The following is a 15,584-nucleotide window of genomic DNA, read 5'->3' as shown; positions in this document are numbered from 1 at the left end:
TGGTACTTTCGTTGGGTTTGAGTGTAACCCAACAACTTTTACGACACATAGGGTCAGCTCATGACTGTATTGTTATTTTTAGTCACAGGAAAGCAAACCATTAAAGAAGCCCGCAACCAGGCGGGCTCTTTTACGTCGGTTTGAAACACTATAGTGCGAATAACTCCGCAGGCAGGTTCATCAGACAATCGCTGCCCGCCTCGATGGCCGCACGATGAGCCGCCGTGCGTGGCAACAATCGCTTGAAGTAAAACTCGCTGGTCGCCAGTTTTGCCTGGCAGTAATCGGCATCGCCGCTGCCCGAATCGAGCTGCGCCTGAGCGACCAACGCCATGCGCAGCCATAGATAGCCGAGGATGATGTAACCGCTGTACATCAGGTAATCCACCGATGCCGCGCCGACTTCATCCGGATTTTTCATCGCCGCCATGCCGACCTTGGTGGTCACCTCACCCCACTGCTGATTCAGGTCGTTGAGCTGCGCCACGTAGCTGGCGAGTTGCGGGTGTCCGGCGTTTGCCGCACAGAACTTGTGGACGATTCTGGTGAACCCGCGCAGCAGTTTCCCCTGGCTGCCGAGGACTTTTCTGCCAAGCAAGTCCAGCGCCTGAATGCCGTTGGTGCCTTCGTAGATCGGTGCAATCCGGCAGTCGCGTACCAACTGCTCCATGCCCCACTCGCGGATGAAACCGTGACCGCCGAACACCTGCATGCCGTGGTTGGTCACTTCCAGCCCGGTATCGGTCATGAAGGCTTTGCAGATCGGCGTGAGGAACGCCAGCAGGTCTTCGGCATCCTGACGCGCCGTTTGATCCGGGCTCAGATGCGCCACGTCCAGCAACTGCGCGGTGAAATAAGTCAGCGCCCGATTGCCTTCGTTGAAGGCCTTCATGGTCAGTAACATCCTGCGCACATCAGGATGAACGATGATCGGATCGGCGGCTTTTTCCGGCGCTTTCGGGCCGGTCAGCGCGCGCATTTGCAGACGATCATTGGCGTACTTGATCGCGCCTTGAAAGCTCGCCTCCCCGAGACATAAACCCTGCATGCCGGTGCCCAGCCGAGCATGGTTCATCATGGTGAACATGCAATTCAGGCCCTTGTTCGGCTCACCGATCAAGAAGCCCTTGGCGTCATCGAAGTTCAGCACGCAGGTAGCCGAGGCCTTGATGCCCATTTTGTGTTCGATCGAGCCGCAGGAAACGCCGTTGCGCTCCCCCGCTTCACCCTCGTCATTGGGTAGGAATTTAGGAACGATGAACAGCGAAATGCCCTTGGTCCCGGCCGGGGCGTCCGGCAGTTTCGCCAGCACCAGGTGAATGATGTTTTCACTCATGTCGTGCTCGCCGGCGGAGATGAAGATCTTGCTGCCGGAAATCGCATAGCTGCCGTCGGCCGCAGGCACGGCGCGGGTTTTGATGATGCCCAGGTCTGTGCCGCAATGGGCTTCGGTCAGGCACATGGTGCCGGTCCATTGGCCGGCGGTGAGCTTGGTCAGGTAAGTCTGTTTCTGTTCTTCAGTGCCATGGGCGTGGATTGCTGACATCGCGCCGTGAGTCAGGCCGGGGTACATGCCCCAGGAGGTGTTGCTGGAGCCGACCATTTCGCTAATGACCAGCCCCAGCGAACTCGGCAAACCCTGGCCACCGTAAACCGGATCAGCCGCCAGACCGTGCCAGCCACCTTCAACGTATTGTGCGAATGCCTGCTTGAAGCCTGTAGGCGTAGTCACCACGCCATTGTCGAAATGGCAGCCTTCTTCGTCGCCGCTACGGTTCAGCGGTGCGAGAACGTTCTCACAGAATTTCGCGCCTTCTTCGAGGATCGCATTGACCATGTCCGGGCTGGCATCGGTGGCACCCAGCGCGGCGTAGTTGCTGTGAAAATCGAAGACGTGGTCGATCAGAAAGCGCATGTCGCGCAGGGGAGCTTTGTACTCAGGCATGGTCATTTCTCCGGCAGCAGATTCCCCAAACCTACTGCCGCACACCCGACCTCACAATCACAGTCCAGACGCTGAATGCGCCATCATCACTCAATCAGTAGCAGCGTCCATGCGCACCGCACCACGACGGCTCTGACCGAACGCCACCACACAGTTTCGCCCCGCGCCCTTGGCACTGTAGAGCGCCTCGTCAGCGGACTTGAGCACTTTCTCAGGGGTGCGTTGCTCCAGTCGTTCGGCCACGCCGATGCTGACGGTAACCGACACACTTGAGGCGCCCGAGCCTGCGCGACGTTGACGACCTTGCTGGTCGTCCTGAGGGCGGCTGTCCTGATTGCGCAGCTGAATGTTGTAGGTGGCGATGGACTCGCGGATGACTTCCAGGTGCGGCATGCACTCTTCGAGGGTCTTGCCTGCGAACACCAGGGCGAATTCCTCACCGCCGTAGCGATACGCCCTACCGCCTCCGCCGATTTTCGACAGTTTGCTGGCGACTAGTCGCAGCACCTGATCGCCGACATCGTGACCGTGGGTGTCATTGAATTTCTTGAAGTGATCGACATCGCTCATCGCCAACACGTAATTGCGCCCCAACCGCTGCATCCGCTCGTTCAAGGCGCGGCGGCCCGGCAGGCCGGTGAGTTCGTCGCGGAAGGCCATTTGGTAGGCCTCGTGAGCGACCGCTGCGGCAATCATCAACATCACCTGACTGCACATGATGTTCAGGGTAAACGGCAGGATGAAGGTTTTCGGCAACATCCAGAACAACCCGAGCAGGCCCACCAATTGGGCAGCATGCAAGGGTCTCGGGTTGCGCCAGTATTGCCAGGCCAGCAATACAAACGAGGCGATGAACACGGGATAAGACAACTGGATCAGACTCATCCAGGCGCCATGCAACGCTGGCCAGCGGATCTCCGACAGCCACATCAACAGCGCCTGTGGGTAACTTTGTTCCAGTCCCAACGCCACGCTACCAAAAGCCAGCAACACGGCGAATCGCGCCACCATGTCCTGGAACAGGTGGGTGCGCTCCTGCCAGGCGGCGAACACACCAAATAGCAGCGGCAGCAACAGGCAGCACAGATGGAAGACCACAGCGGCGTCTTCACGAACCTTGCCGTTGTCGCGGTAATAATCGGTCTGGGTGTCGAGCAGGAAGTAGGCGATGTACACCGTGACCATCAGAAACAGCTCACGCTGACGTCGGTAAACCGCGCAGTAAGCACCGCCGAGCAACAACACCAAGGTTGGCAGTACGTTGAACAGCGAGGTGAAAAAGACGTTCAGATCCTTCACGTACGCAGCCGCCAGCCCCGCGAGCAAAAGCAGTAATGACGGCAGGAAATGGCTGAAACGTACAGCGGAAGAACGCGGCAAGGGTAAAGCTCCGACCCGGCAAACTAAGATGGCATTGTGCCTTCTCTTCGGGCGACATGTCACATCGCCACCCTCTTTAACGGCAGCAAAGGCATTCTTCTTAGCGTTTTAGTCAGGAATATTTACGCGTAGATATCGCGCACAAAAAAGCCGCTGCTCCCGAGGAAGCAGCGGCTTTATAAAGCGACAGCGTGGGGCTTAGTAACCCAGCGCGAAGTCTTCTTCTTTCATGTCCATCAGGTTGTTGGCGCCCGACAGCATGGTAACAACGTGAGTGCGGGTACGCGGCAGGATGCGCTGGAAGTAGAAGCGCGCAGTCTGCAGCTTGGCGGTGTAGAACGCCGTTTCGGTGGTGCCGGCAGCCAGTTTTTCGGCAGCCAGACGCGCCATGTCTGCCCAGAAGTAAGCCAGGCAGGCGTAACCGGAGTACATCAGGTAATCCACCGACGCCGCGCCGACTTCCTCGCGATCCTTCATGGCCGCCATACCGACCTTCATGGTCAGCTCGCCCCACTCTTTGTTCAGTGCAGCCAATGGCTCGACGAACTCTTTGACCGCTTCGTTTCCTTCGTTGGTCTGGCAGAACTTGTGGACGATCTTGGTGAAGCTCTTCAGAGCCTCGCCTTGAGTCATCAGCACTTTACGGCCCAGCAAGTCGAGTGCCTGGATACCGGTGGTGCCTTCGTACAGCATCGAAATGCGGCTGTCGCGAACGTTCTGCTCCATGCCCCACTCGGCGATGAAGCCGTGGCCGCCGTAGATTTGCACACCGTGGTTGGCGGATTCGAAGCCGACTTCAGTCATGAAGGCTTTGGCAATTGGCGTCATAAACGCCAGCAGTGCGTCAGCCTTCTTCTTCTCTTCTTCGTCCACGCCGTACTTGACGATGTCGACTTGCTTGGCAGTGAAGTAAACCATCGCACGGTTGCCTTCGGCGAAGGCTTTCATGGTCAACAGCATACGACGTACGTCAGGGTGAACGATGATCGGATCAGCGGCTTTTTCCGGCGCTTTCGGGCCAGTCAGGGAGCGCATTTGCAGACGATCACGAGCGTATTTCAGACCGCCCTGGAAGCCGATCTCGGCGTGAGCCAGACCTTGCAGCGCGGTGCCCAGACGTGCGGTGTTCATGAAGGTGAACATGCAGTTCAGGCCTTTGTTCGCCGGGCCGATCAGGTAACCGGTGGCCGCGTCGAAGTTCATCACGCAGGTGGCGTTACCGTGGATGCCCATCTTGTGTTCCAGGGAACCACAGGTCACTGCGTTGCGTGCGCCGACCGAACCGTCTTCATTCGGCATGAACTTGGGAACGATGAACAGCGAAATGCCTTTGGTGCCAGCTGGCGCATCCGGCAGACGTGCCAGCACGATGTGGACAATGTTGTCGGCCATGTCGTGCTCACCGGCCGAGATGAAGATCTTTGTGCCGGAGACTTTGTAAGAACCGTCGGCCTGAGGTTCAGCCTTGGTGCGCAGCATGCCCAGGTCGGTGCCGCAATGCGGTTCGGTCAGGCACATGGTGCCGGTCCATTCGCCGGAAACCAGCTTGGTCAGGTAAGCCTCTTGCTGCTCAGGCGTGCCGTGCTCGGAAATGGTGTTCATCGCGCCATGGGACAGGCCTGGGTACATGCCCCACGACCAGTTGGCTTCGCCAACCATTTCGCTGACGGCCAGACCCAGAGATTCCGGCAGGCCTTGGCCGCCGTGCTCTACGTCGTGGGCCAGGCTTGGCCAGCCGCCTTCGACGAATTGTTTGTAAGCTTCTTTGAAACCGGTCGGGGTTTTAACGCCGGACTCGCTCCAGGTGCAGCCTTCGGTGTCACCCACGCGGTTCAGCGGAGCCAGCACCTGCTCACAAAACTTGGCGCCTTCTTCGAGAATGGCGTCAACCATGTCTGGAGTAGCGTCCTGGCAAGCCGGAAGGCTCTGATAGTGCGCTTCGTAGCCGAGCAGTTCGTCACGAACGAAGCGAATATCACGCAAGGGGGCCTTGTAGTCAGGCATAGCGATAAACCTCTGCTGATGTAACCGGGAATGAACGACCGCGTTGATTTGTTGTGACGGTCAAACAGTTGTTTGAAACATACGTTTACGCCTAAATCTTGTCAAGCGTCGATCTTTTGCCGTTCGTCATTACCCGGGGTAAATACCAGACCCACAGCCACGCAACACCGTCGCCTGAGCAATACGCAGTGGAGGAAAGATTAGTTGAGGGAGAAGGATTTACGCAGAAAAACGCCGCGAATATTCGCGGCGTTGAGGGTGCGGGTTCAGCGAGGATTCAAGCGTAGGTATCAATCAGCGTACCGAGCATTTCATCGGATGCCTTGGCAACTTTGACACCCAGTTCAACCTGAAATTTGCCTTGGGACATCTCGACCATGTTACTGGCCAGGTCCGACTGCTGACTGCGATCCACCGAGCGCAGACGATCAACCTGAGCCTCGGAAGACTGGCTGGTCACCGAACGCTCAATCGTCGTGTTGGCAATCTGGCCAGAGGCCTGATCGACACGGTTCTGCCCTGTCTGAATAGTGCTCAGACCGGCATAAAAAGCGGTGTTTCCTGAGATTTCCATGGGAGAACTCGTCCTACAAAGGATCAACAGCGGCCATTGAACCAGACCCACTGACAAAAGGCCCGACAAAAACACTAATAGCACAGTGCCTTGTCATAGTTAAAACCCCTGCCAGAAAACTCAGTCCAGTAGATCCAGTTGCAGATGCTCCGCCACTGCTTCAGCCGTCACCGACTTGAGTTTCGGCACACGCCCAAGGCACGGTGCCGGGATCCGCTCAGCGAGTGTTGCGAGGTTTTCTTCCAGACGCGAAGTCTTCGGATCGATGATATTGGCCACCCACCCTGCCAACTGCAAACCGTCCTGAGCAATCGCCTCGGCCGTCAGTAGCGCATGGTTGATGCAACCCAGGCGCACGCCCACCACCAAAATCACCGGCAGGCCCAGCGCCATCGCCAGGTCCGACAGATTGTCCTGATCCGCCAAAGGCACTCGCCAGCCTCCAGCACCTTCGATCAAGGTGAAGTCCGCCTGCATATCGAGAATTTCCCGCATGGGCGTCAACAGTGATTGCACCGTCAATGCCACGCCGGCCTCCCGCGCGGCCAAGTGCGGCGCGATCGGCGGCTCGAACGCCATAGGGTTGACCTGTGCATAAGTCAAAGGCACTGAGCACTCCGCCAGCAACGCCAACGCATCGGCATTGCGCAAGCCCTTGGGTGTCACATCGCATCCAGAGGCGACCGGTTTGCCCGCCGCCGTGCTCAAACCGGCCGACCGCGCGGCATACAGCAAAGCCGCGGCAATGGTGGTCTTGCCGACATCAGTGTCAGTACCGGTGATGAAATAGGCGGCGCTCATAAGGGTTTCTCCAACACGGCGTAGACCACTTGATAAGTCGCCGGCAATCCTTTGGCCTGACGAAACCGCTCATAAGCCTCGATCAAACCGAGGATCCGCGCCCTGCCGGTCAAACCACCCGGCCGACCGGGGTTCAGGTTGTGGGCACCCAGCGCCTTCAGTTCATGGGTCAGGCTGCGCACATCCGGGTAATGCAACACGTGCGGTCGGGTTTCCAGACTCGCGACGCTCAACCCACTGTCCGCGCAAAGCTGTTGATAAACCCCGAACTCGCGAAAGCGGTTGACGTGCACCATGCCATCCACCTGTCGCCAGCTGTCACGCAGCTCGAACAGAGTGCCTACGCATAGACTAGCAAACGCGAAAATTCCGCCTGGTTTCAGCACCCGATTGGCTTCACTGAGCACCGAAGCGAAATCCGCGCACCACTGCACCGCCAGGCTGGAGAAGATCAGATCGCAGGTCGAATCCTGCAACGGTAACCGCTCGGCATCGCCTGCGATGAAATGCGTTGCACCACCTAACGGCCGGGCGTGATTGAGCATGCCTTCGGCGATGTCCAATGCCAGTCCGTGACTGGCAGGAAATCGCTCGCCCAATGCACGGCTGAAATGCCCGGTGCCGCAGCCCAGGTCCAGCCAGACACCCGGCACAAAGTCCTCAGGCAAACGACTCGACAATTCACTGCCAACATCGCGCTGAAATTCGGCCACGCTGTCGTAGCTTGCCGCCGCACGGGAAAAAGAGGCCGCCACCTGGCGTTTGTCGGGCAAACCGCCGGGCAGGTTGGGAAGGGATAAATCAGTCATCACCGCACTCATGCAAAAAGACCTGAATCGCCCCCGCCACACCGTGAGGGTCCTCCAGAAGAAACGCGTGACTGGCCTGCTCGATCAGACCGATTTCAACATCCGGCAGCAATGTCAGCAGATCACTCGCCGCTTCGGCTGGAACCAGTCCGTCGAGGCCGGCGAACAAGTGCAGTTGCGGGCCGCGGAACGCCTGCAAAGCCTGGCGGGTATCCAGTTGTGCGAGCAACTCCAGGCCGCTCATCAGCACCTCTGCCGAAGTGTGTGGCGCGCCACCGAGCAACAGCCGAGACAACCCGCGCGGGTCTTCAGCCCCCTGAGCGCAGAGCAGCGAAAAACGTTTCAACGTCATGCGCGGATCCGCCTTGCAACCGGCCAGAAACGCATCGAAGGTTTCGGCAGGCATCGCGCTTGGCCATTGCTCATGGGCGACAAAAGAAGGATTGCTCGCCAGGGTCAGCAAGCCGCAGCAGCGATCGCCGCGCCGGGCTGCCAACTCTGAAGCGAGCATGCCGCCCAGCGACCAGCCGCCGAGCCAGGCGTCCTGAGGCACCGTCGAATCCAGCTCATCGAGCCACGCCTCAAGATCGCTCGATTCCAGTTCCGGCAACGGTTCGATCTCGACCCGCAAGCGTTCATCCAGTCCCTGCAACGCTGCCGCCAAGGGCTCCAGGGGAGAAATGCCGAGCCCCCAGCCGGGCAGCAGAATCAGGCGATCACGCATGGCTTGGCTCCGGTCCCAGTTTTTGAAAACAATCGGCCAGTCCATTTAACAATAGCTGTACCTGCGCCTCGCTGTGGGCGGCGGTCAGGGTCACTCGCAGTCGGGCGCTGCCGGCGGGCACGGTCGGAGGACGGATCGCAGTGACCATCAGACCGCGTTCACGCAACATCTGCGACAGTCGAACCGCACGCCCGGCATCGCCGATCATGATCGGCTGGATCGGCGTGAAGCTGTCCATCAACTCCAAGCCGATCTGTTCGGCACCGTGGCGGAACTGGCGGATCAACGTTTTCAGATGTTCACGTCGCCAGTGCTCGGTACGCAGCAACTCAAGGCTTTTCAGCGTCGCGCAGGCCAGCGCCGGCGGCTGGCTGGTGGTGTAAATGTAGGGACGGGCGAACTGGATCAGGCTCTCGATCAGCTCTTCGCTGCCAGCCACAAAAGCCCCGGCGGTACCGAACGCCTTGCCGAGGGTGCCGACAAGCACCGGCACGTCTTCCTGACTCAGGCCAAAATGCTCGACGATCCCGCCGCCATTGGCACCCAGCGGACCAAAGCCGTGAGCGTCATCGACCATCAACCAGGCACCTTTGGCCCTGGCTTCCCGCGCCAACGCCGGCAGGTCGGCAATGTCGCCGTCCATGCTGAACACGCCGTCGGTGACCACCAGGGTATTGCCGGTCGCCTTCTCAAGCCGCTTGGCCAGACTCGCCGCGTCGTTGTGCAGATAGCGATTGAAGCGCGCCCCGGACAACAGACCCGCATCCAGCAGGGACGCGTGATTGAGCCGGTCTTCCAGCACCGTATCGCCCTGCCCGACCAGCGCGGTGACCGCGCCGAGGTTGGCCATGTAACCGGTGGTGAACAACAGCGCGCGCGGACGACCGGTGAACTCGGCCAGGGCTTCTTCCAGTGCGTGATGTGGGCCGCTGTGGCCGATCACCAGATGCGAAGCACCACCGCCCACGCCCCAACGGGCCGCACCGGCGCGCCAGGCTTCGATCACTTGCGGGTGATTGGCCAGGCCCAGGTAATCGTTGTTACAGAACGCCAGCAACGGCTGACCATCGACCACCACTTCCGGGCCTTGGGGGCTTTCGAGCAATGGGCGTTGGCGGTAGAGATTTTCGGCACGACGGGCAGCAAGGCGCGCGCTGAGATCGAAAGACATGCAGACCTCGGGCAGTCAGATTACATAATCCAAGGTTGGGCACAATCCAATGTGGGAGCGGGCTTGCTCGCGAAGACGGACTGACATTCAACAGTGATGTCGACTGTGCCGCCGCTTTCGCGAGCAAGCCCGCTCCCACACTCGATTTGTGTCGGATCAGACGGCAGCGTTATAGAACTGCTCGCTGCTCTTCTGCTCAACCAGCGCTTGTTCGATCGCGGCCTGATGGACTTCGTCAGCGTGCTCTTCACGCGCTTCCGGCAGGATGCCCAGGCGCGAAAACAGTTGCATGTCCTTGTCGGCCTGCGGGTTGGCGGTGGTCAGCAGTTTTTCGCCGTAGAAAATCGAATTCGCGCCGGCGAAGAACGCCAGGGCCTGCATCTGCTCGTTCATCGCTTCGCGGCCGGCGGACAGGCGCACGTGGGATTGCGGCATCAGGATACGTGCGACAGCCAGCATGCGGATGAAGTCGAACGGGTCGATATCGTCAGCATTTTCCAGCGGCGTACCGGCGACTTTCACCAACATGTTGATCGGCACCGATTCCGGGTGTTCCGGCAGGTTGGCCAGTTGGATCAGCAGATTGGCGCGGTCATCAAGCGACTCGCCCATGCCGAGGATGCCGCCGGAGCAGATCTTCATCCCGGACTCACGCACGTAGGCCAGGGTTTGCAGGCGCTCGCTGTAAGTGCGGGTGGTGATAATGCTGCCGTAGAACTCAGGCGAGGTATCGAGGTTGTGGTTGTAGTAGTCGAGGCCGGCGTCAGCCAGAGCGACGGTCTGGTCCTGATCAAGGCGACCGAGGGTCATGCAGGTTTCCAGGCCCATGGCTTTCACGCCTTTGACCATTTCCAGCACGTAGGGCATGTCTTTGGCCGACGGATGTTTCCACGCCGCGCCCATGCAGAAACGGGTCGAACCGATGGCCTTGGCGCGAGCGGCCTCTTCGAGGACCTTCTGCACTTCCATCAGCTTTTCTTTTTCCAGACCGGTGTTGTAGTGACCGGACTGCGGACAATATTTGCAATCTTCCGGGCAGGCACCGGTTTTGATCGACAGCAGCGTCGACACCTGGACCCGATTGGCGTCGAAATGCGCGCGGTGCACCGTCTGCGCCTGGAACAACAGGTCGTTGAATGGCTGAACGAAGAGTGCTTTGACTTCGGCCAAAGACCAGTCATGACGCAGGGTTGCAGTGGTGCTGGCGCTCATGGGCGTTTCCTTTGTTTTATGCTTGGCAAGCGGCTGGGGGAATGGAATACCCACAGACGCGACACGGATGTTCGGCATATTTAAGGAAGACTCATGCGCTGTCAACCACGATACGAAGGACCGGTTTACATCTGGTTAAAAAACGATCAATCCTGTTTGCTCTGTTCAGAACCCGCCGATGAATGCACCCCCATCTGCATGGCCTGTGAAACGGAGCTGCCTTGGCTGGGCGATCAATGCCAAACCTGCGCCCTGCCGTTGCCCACCGCTGACCTGACCTGCGGCCAATGCCTGAAACAACCGCCTGCCTTTGAGCGGGTCGCCACGCCCTGGACTTACAGCTTTCCGGTGGACACGCTGATCACACGCTTCAAACACGCGGCGAAGTGGCCGTTTGGTCGCCTGCTCGCCGAACTTCTCACTCAGTTCCTGCAACATCGCTTTGATGAAGACCTGAATCGACCCGATGCGCTCATCCCGGTTCCGCTGGCCTCCAAACGACTGCGCCAACGGGGTTTCAACCAGGCCGCGATGCTCGCTCGCTGGCTCAGCACCAGCCTCGACATTCCGTGCGATGAAACGCTGTTGCTGAGAACTCAGGACACCAGCGCCCAACAGGACCTGAATGCCGAGGCCCGCAAAAAGAACCTGCGCAACGCCTTCGCCCTGACGCCCGATGCATGCATCAAGGGTCGTCATTTAGCATTGGTGGACGATGTGTTGACCACCGGCGCCACGGCGCAAGCCCTGGCTCGTCTGTTGATGGACGCCGGCGCCGCTCGGGTCGATGTCTACTGCCTGGCCCGCACACCCAAACCTGGCGATACCCCCTGATTTAGTGGCATTCAGGGTGGGAGCGAGCCTGCTCGCGATGACGGTCTATCCGTCACATCTATGGTGAAATTGATGACCCCATCGCGAGCAGGCTCACTCCTACAAGAATATGACCTGACTTGACTCCCGGGCTCCCAGCAGCCAACGTCCTTCCCATCGTCACAGCCCAAAGCGTCTTGCCATGTCCTTGCCTACGTTGTTGTCGCAGCACATTGTCCGTCGTCCGCAGCGCATCGCGTTGCTGCAACACATTGCCGAACAAGGCTCGATCACCCGCGCCGCGAAAAGCGCGGGGCTGAGTTACAAAGCGGCCTGGGACGCCATCGATGAGCTGAACAACCTCGCGCAAAAGCCGTTGGTGGAGCGCAGTGTCGGCGGCAAGGGCGGCGGTGGCGCCAAACTCTCCAGCGAAGGCGAGCGCGTATTGCGCCTGTATCAAAAGCTGCAAGCCTTGCAGGCTCAGGTGCTGGAAGCCGCCGAAGAGGCCAGCGATCTCGACCTGCTCGGCCGACTGATGCTCAGAACCAGCGCGCGCAATCAACTACATGGCAAGGTCGTGGCGATTGATACCCAAGGGCACAACGACCGTATTCGTCTTGAATTGGCCGAAGGTTTGAGCATTGATGCGCAGATCACTCACGACAGCACCACGCGTCTGGAACTGGAAACCGGCACCGTAGTGGTCGCGCTGATCAAGGCCGGTTGGCTGGAGTTGCTGGGCATCGATCAAGTGGCAACACCTGGCAATAATTGCCTGAAGGGCATCATCGAAAAAATTCTCGACGCCGAGGACGGCCCCAGCGAAGTGCGCATCGGCCTGCCCAATGGCCAGACACTCTGCGCGCTGGCCGAACCGCTGCACTTGAGAACCCTCGGTCTGGCCGCCAATAAACCGGTGCGGGTGCAGTTCGCGCCCTCCAACGTTTTGCTCGGTACACCGCTTTGAAACACAAGTGTCATTAACGCTCATTAAGGTGACTGCAAAAACCCGCAGGGAGCCTGATGTGAGCCTATTAGAAGACAACCAATCCACCGACCTCGAGAACATGGTCGGCCTCAGCCGTCGAGGTTTCATCAGCGCCGGCGCCCTTTGCGGTGCAGCCATGTTCCTGGGCGGCAGCCTGCTGAGCCGCAGCGTACTGGCCGCCAGCGTCAGCGCCGGCTCCAGCAAACTGTTGGGTTTTGACAGTATTCCCGCCGCCACCAGCGACGCCATCACCCTGCCCCCAGGTTACAAATCTTCGGTATTGATCAGTTGGGGCCAACCCCTGCAGAAGAACGGCCCGGCGTTCGACCCGAGCGGCAACGGCACGGCCGAACATCAGGAAGTCCAGTTCGGCGACAACAACGACGGCATGAGCCTGTTTGAATTTCCCGGTGACAACAACCGGGCGCTGATGGCGATCAACAACGAATACACCAACTATCGCTACCTCTACGCCCACGGCGGCATGCCGCAATCGGCTGCTGACGTGCGCAAGGCACTGGCCTGCGAAGGCGTGTCGGTGATCGAAGTGCAGCGCAAGAACGGCCAATGGCATTTCGTCCAGGGCTCGCGCTACAACCGGCGGATTCACGGCAACGCGCCGATCAGTCTGAGCGGTCCGGCCGCCGGCCACGAACTGCTGAAAACCAGTGCAGACCCACACGGCAAGAACGTCCTCGGCACCTTCCAGAACTGCGCCAACGGCAAGACGCCGTGGGGCACGTATCTGACCTGCGAAGAGAACTTCACTGACTGCTTCGGCAGCAGCAATGCCGAACAAAAGTTCGACGCCGCGCAAAAACGCTACGGCGCAGTAGCGACCAGTAAAGAGATCAACTGGCACCCACACGACGAGCGTTTCGACCTGGCGAAGAATCCGAACGAACTCAACCGTCACGGTTGGGTCGTGGAAATCGACCCGTTCGACCCGAAATCGACGCCCGTCAAACGCACCGCGCTGGGCCGCTTCAAACATGAAAACGCCGCACTGGCCGAAACCAGTGACGGTCACGCCGTGGTGTACATGGGCGACGATGAACGCGGCGAGTTCATCTACAAATTTGTCAGCCGCGACAGGATCAACCACAAAAACCCCAAGGCCAACCGCGACCTGCTGGACCACGGCACCTTGTACGTGGCGCGCTTCGATGCGGGCGACGGCAATGCCGATCACCCGAAAGGCCAGGGCGAGTGGATCGAACTGACCCACGGCAAAAACGGCATCGACGCCAGCAGCGGTTTCGCCGATCAGGCCGAAGTGTTGATTCACGCCCGACTCGCGGCCAGCGTGGTGAAAGCTACGCGCATGGACCGCCCGGAATGGATCGTCGTCAGCCCCAAGGATGGCCAGGTCTATTGCACGCTGACCAACAACGCCAAGCGTGGCGAGGACGGGCAACCGGTGGGCGGGCCGAACCCGCGCGAGAAGAACGTCTACGGGCAGATTCTGCGCTGGCGCACTGACCGTGACGATCACGGCTCGAAAAGCTTTGCCTGGGATCTGTTTGTGGTCGCCGGCAACCCGGGCGTCCACGCCGGCACGCCGAAGGGCGGTTCATCGAACATCACACCGCAGAACATGTTCAACAGCCCGGACGGCTTGGGTTTCGACAAGGCTGGGCGGTTGTGGATTCTGACGGATGGCGATTCGAGCAACGCAGGCGACTTCGCGGGCATGGGCAATAACCAGATGCTCTGCGCTGATCCAGTCACCGGGGAAATTCGCCGCTTCATGGTCGGGCCAGTGGGCTGCGAGGTGACGGGGATCAGCTTTTCGCCGGATCAGAAGACCTTGTTTGTCGGGATTCAGCATCCGGGGGAAAACGGCGGGTCGACGTTCCCTGAGCATCTGCCGAATGGCAAACCGCGGTCTTCGGTGATGGCGATTTCTCGTGAGGACGGTGGCATCGTCGGCGCCTGATCGGGCCTCTTCGCGAGCAAGCCCGCTCCCACATTGGATCTGTGGCACACCGCAAATCTCCTGTGGGAGCGGGCTTGCTCGCGAAGGCGTCAACCCAGACAACACTCATCTCAAGCCCAACCCCTAAAGACACCCCGTCTGCGCTACCATGCTTGGCCGGACGCGGCAGCCTGCTGCGCGCAGGAGTCAGCATGGCCCACCCGTTTGCAACCCTCACCCCAGACCTCGTGCTCGATGCCGTCGAAAGCATCGGCTTTCTCAGCGACGCGCGCATTCTGGCGCTCAACAGCTACGAGAACCGTGTCTATCAGGTCGGTATCGAAGACTCCGAACCGCTGATCGCCAAGTTCTACCGTCCGCAGCGCTGGACCAACGAAGCGATTCTCGAAGAGCACCAATTCACTTTCGAACTTGCCGAATGCGACGTACCGGTGGTCGCGCCGATGATTCACAACGGTGCCAGCCTGCACGAACACAACGGTTTCCGCTTCACCCTGTTCCCCCGCCGTGGTGGCCGCGCGCCAGAGCCGGGCAATCTCGATCAGCTGTATCGCCTGGGGCAACTGCTCGGTCGCCTGCACGCCGTCGGCTCTACCAAACCGTTCGAACACCGCGAAGCGCTGGGTGTGAAGAACTTCGGTCATGACTCGCTGACGACATTACTCGAAGGCAATTTCGTACCCAAAAGTCTGCTGCCCGCCTACGAGTCCGTGGCCCGTGACCTGCTCAAGCGGGTGGAAGAGGTCTACAAGGCCACGCCGCACAAGAACATCCGCATGCACGGCGATTGCCACCCCGGCAACATGATGTGCCGCGACGAGATGTTCCACATCGTCGACCTCGACGACTGCCGCATGGGCCCTGCGGTGCAGGACATCTGGATGATGCTGGCGGGTGATCGTCAGGAATGTCTCGGTCAGTTGTCGGAATTGATGGACGGCTACAGTGAGTTCCACGACTTCGATCCGCGGGAACTGGCGTTGATCGAACCGCTGCGCGCCTTGCGCCTGATGCACTACAGCGCCTGGCTCGCCCGCCGCTGGGACGACCCGGCATTCCCGCACAGTTTTCCGTGGTTCGGCAGTGAACGGTATTGGGGCGACCAGGTGTTGGCCTTGCGCGAACAACTGGCTGCGCTCAATGAAGAGCCCCTAAAACTCTTTTAAACACCGCGTCTCCTTGTAGGAGCAAGGCTTGCCCGCGATGAACGATAACGCGGTCCGC

Annotated in this window: 13 protein-coding genes; 4 read left to right on the top strand and 9 right to left on the bottom strand. The window is 59.7% G+C overall.

Annotation, left to right across the window (positions count from 1 at the left end; genetic code table 11):
* Window positions 1-148: 148 nt before the first annotated feature.
* The 9 genes from KGB03_RS05465 to bioB form a co-directional block, all read right to left on the bottom strand.
* Window positions 149-1,945, bottom strand: coding sequence for an acyl-CoA dehydrogenase C-terminal domain-containing protein (locus KGB03_RS05465; RefSeq protein WP_223526534.1), 1,797 nt, complete (start codon window positions 1,943-1,945; stop codon window positions 149-151).
* A gap of 90 nt (window positions 1,946-2,035) precedes the next feature.
* A complete protein-coding gene (locus tag KGB03_RS05460; protein WP_111448571.1) occupies window positions 2,036-3,325 on the bottom strand; it encodes a GGDEF domain-containing protein in 1,290 nt (429 codons plus the stop codon).
* Window positions 3,326-3,523: 198 nt separating this feature from the next.
* A complete protein-coding gene (locus KGB03_RS05455) occupies window positions 3,524-5,329 on the bottom strand; it encodes a phenylacyl-CoA dehydrogenase (RefSeq protein ID WP_111448570.1) in 1,806 nt (601 codons plus the stop codon).
* 277 nt (window positions 5,330-5,606) lie between these two features.
* On the bottom strand, window positions 5,607-5,903 hold the full coding sequence (locus KGB03_RS05450; protein ID WP_046045346.1) for a hypothetical protein: 297 nt from the start codon (window positions 5,901-5,903) through the stop codon (window positions 5,607-5,609).
* Between the two features lie 120 nt (window positions 5,904-6,023).
* Window positions 6,024-6,704: a dethiobiotin synthase gene (gene bioD, locus KGB03_RS05445; protein ID WP_218538431.1), complete on the bottom strand. Its 681-nt coding sequence runs from the start codon at window positions 6,702-6,704 to the stop codon at window positions 6,024-6,026.
* Window positions 6,701-7,513 (bottom strand): malonyl-ACP O-methyltransferase BioC, encoded by an 813-nt coding sequence (bioC, locus tag KGB03_RS05440; RefSeq protein ID WP_192409261.1) that lies wholly within the window; start codon window positions 7,511-7,513, stop codon window positions 6,701-6,703. The genes bioD and bioC overlap by 4 nt, the downstream gene beginning before the upstream one ends.
* Complete coding sequence (locus KGB03_RS05435; protein ID WP_223526533.1) at window positions 7,506-8,237, bottom strand: alpha/beta fold hydrolase; 732 nt, start codon at window positions 8,235-8,237, stop codon at window positions 7,506-7,508. The genes bioC and KGB03_RS05435 overlap by 8 nt, the downstream gene beginning before the upstream one ends.
* Entirely contained in the window at window positions 8,230-9,408 is a 1,179-nt protein-coding gene (bioF, locus tag KGB03_RS05430; protein WP_223526532.1) for an 8-amino-7-oxononanoate synthase, read from the bottom strand. The genes KGB03_RS05435 and bioF overlap by 8 nt, the downstream gene beginning before the upstream one ends.
* 156 nt (window positions 9,409-9,564) lie before the next feature.
* A complete protein-coding gene (gene bioB / locus KGB03_RS05425; RefSeq protein ID WP_008147151.1) occupies window positions 9,565-10,620 on the bottom strand; it encodes a biotin synthase BioB in 1,056 nt (351 codons plus the stop codon).
* Window positions 10,621-10,713: 93 nt separating this feature from the next.
* On the opposite strand from bioB, the gene KGB03_RS05420 reads away from it, so the two are divergent.
* The 4 genes from KGB03_RS05420 to KGB03_RS05405 all read left to right on the top strand — a co-directional run bounded on the left by KGB03_RS05420 (window position 10,714) and on the right by KGB03_RS05405 (window position 15,526).
* Window positions 10,714-11,454 (top strand): ComF family protein, encoded by a 741-nt coding sequence (locus tag KGB03_RS05420; RefSeq protein ID WP_223526531.1) that lies wholly within the window; start codon window positions 10,714-10,716, stop codon window positions 11,452-11,454.
* Window positions 11,455-11,635: 181 nt separating this feature from the next.
* The gene (locus tag KGB03_RS05415) at window positions 11,636-12,400 is read left to right on the top strand and encodes a TOBE domain-containing protein (protein ID WP_223526530.1); all 765 of its coding nucleotides are present in this window, start codon (window positions 11,636-11,638) and stop codon (window positions 12,398-12,400) included.
* 58 nt (window positions 12,401-12,458) lie between these two features.
* The gene (locus tag KGB03_RS05410; protein ID WP_223526529.1) at window positions 12,459-14,360 is read left to right on the top strand and encodes a PhoX family protein; all 1,902 of its coding nucleotides are present in this window, start codon (window positions 12,459-12,461) and stop codon (window positions 14,358-14,360) included.
* A 191-nt stretch (window positions 14,361-14,551) separates the two neighbouring features.
* Window positions 14,552-15,526, top strand: a complete 975-nt coding sequence (locus tag KGB03_RS05405) for a serine/threonine protein kinase (RefSeq protein WP_111448561.1) — start codon at window positions 14,552-14,554, stop codon at window positions 15,524-15,526.
* Window positions 15,527-15,584: the final 58 nt, after the last annotated feature.

The organism is Pseudomonas sp. BF-B-26 (assembly GCF_019956495.1).
Classification (GTDB): Bacteria; Pseudomonadota; Gammaproteobacteria; order Pseudomonadales; family Pseudomonadaceae; genus Aquipseudomonas.
The sequence above is the reverse complement of the archived record's forward strand: the minus strand, read 5'-3'. Positions and strand labels throughout refer to the sequence as shown.

Coding starts and splice junctions, on each gene's coding strand:
- KGB03_RS05465 (WP_223526534.1), bottom strand. CDS start 1,945: ATGCCTGAGTACAAAGCTCCCCTGCGCGACATGCGCTTTCTGATCGAC.
- KGB03_RS05455 (WP_111448570.1), bottom strand. CDS start 5,329: ATGCCTGACTACAAGGCCCCCTTGCGTGATATTCGCTTCGTTCGTGAC.
- KGB03_RS05450 (WP_046045346.1), bottom strand. CDS start 5,903: ATGGAAATCTCAGGAAACACCGCTTTTTATGCCGGTCTGAGCACTATT.
- bioD (WP_218538431.1), bottom strand. CDS start 6,704: ATGAGCGCCGCCTATTTCATCACCGGTACTGACACTGATGTCGGCAAG.
- bioC (WP_192409261.1), bottom strand. CDS start 7,513: ATGACTGATTTATCCCTTCCCAACCTGCCCGGCGGTTTGCCCGACAAA.
- KGB03_RS05435 (WP_223526533.1), bottom strand. CDS start 8,237: ATGCGTGATCGCCTGATTCTGCTGCCCGGCTGGGGGCTCGGCATTTCT.
- bioF (WP_223526532.1), bottom strand. CDS start 9,408: ATGTCTTTCGATCTCAGCGCGCGCCTTGCTGCCCGTCGTGCCGAAAAT.
- bioB (WP_008147151.1), bottom strand. CDS start 10,620: ATGAGCGCCAGCACCACTGCAACCCTGCGTCATGACTGGTCTTTGGCC.
- KGB03_RS05420 (WP_223526531.1), top strand. CDS start 10,714: ATGCGCTGTCAACCACGATACGAAGGACCGGTTTACATCTGGTTAAAA.
- KGB03_RS05415 (WP_223526530.1), top strand. CDS start 11,636: ATGTCCTTGCCTACGTTGTTGTCGCAGCACATTGTCCGTCGTCCGCAG.
- KGB03_RS05405 (WP_111448561.1), top strand. CDS start 14,552: ATGGCCCACCCGTTTGCAACCCTCACCCCAGACCTCGTGCTCGATGCC.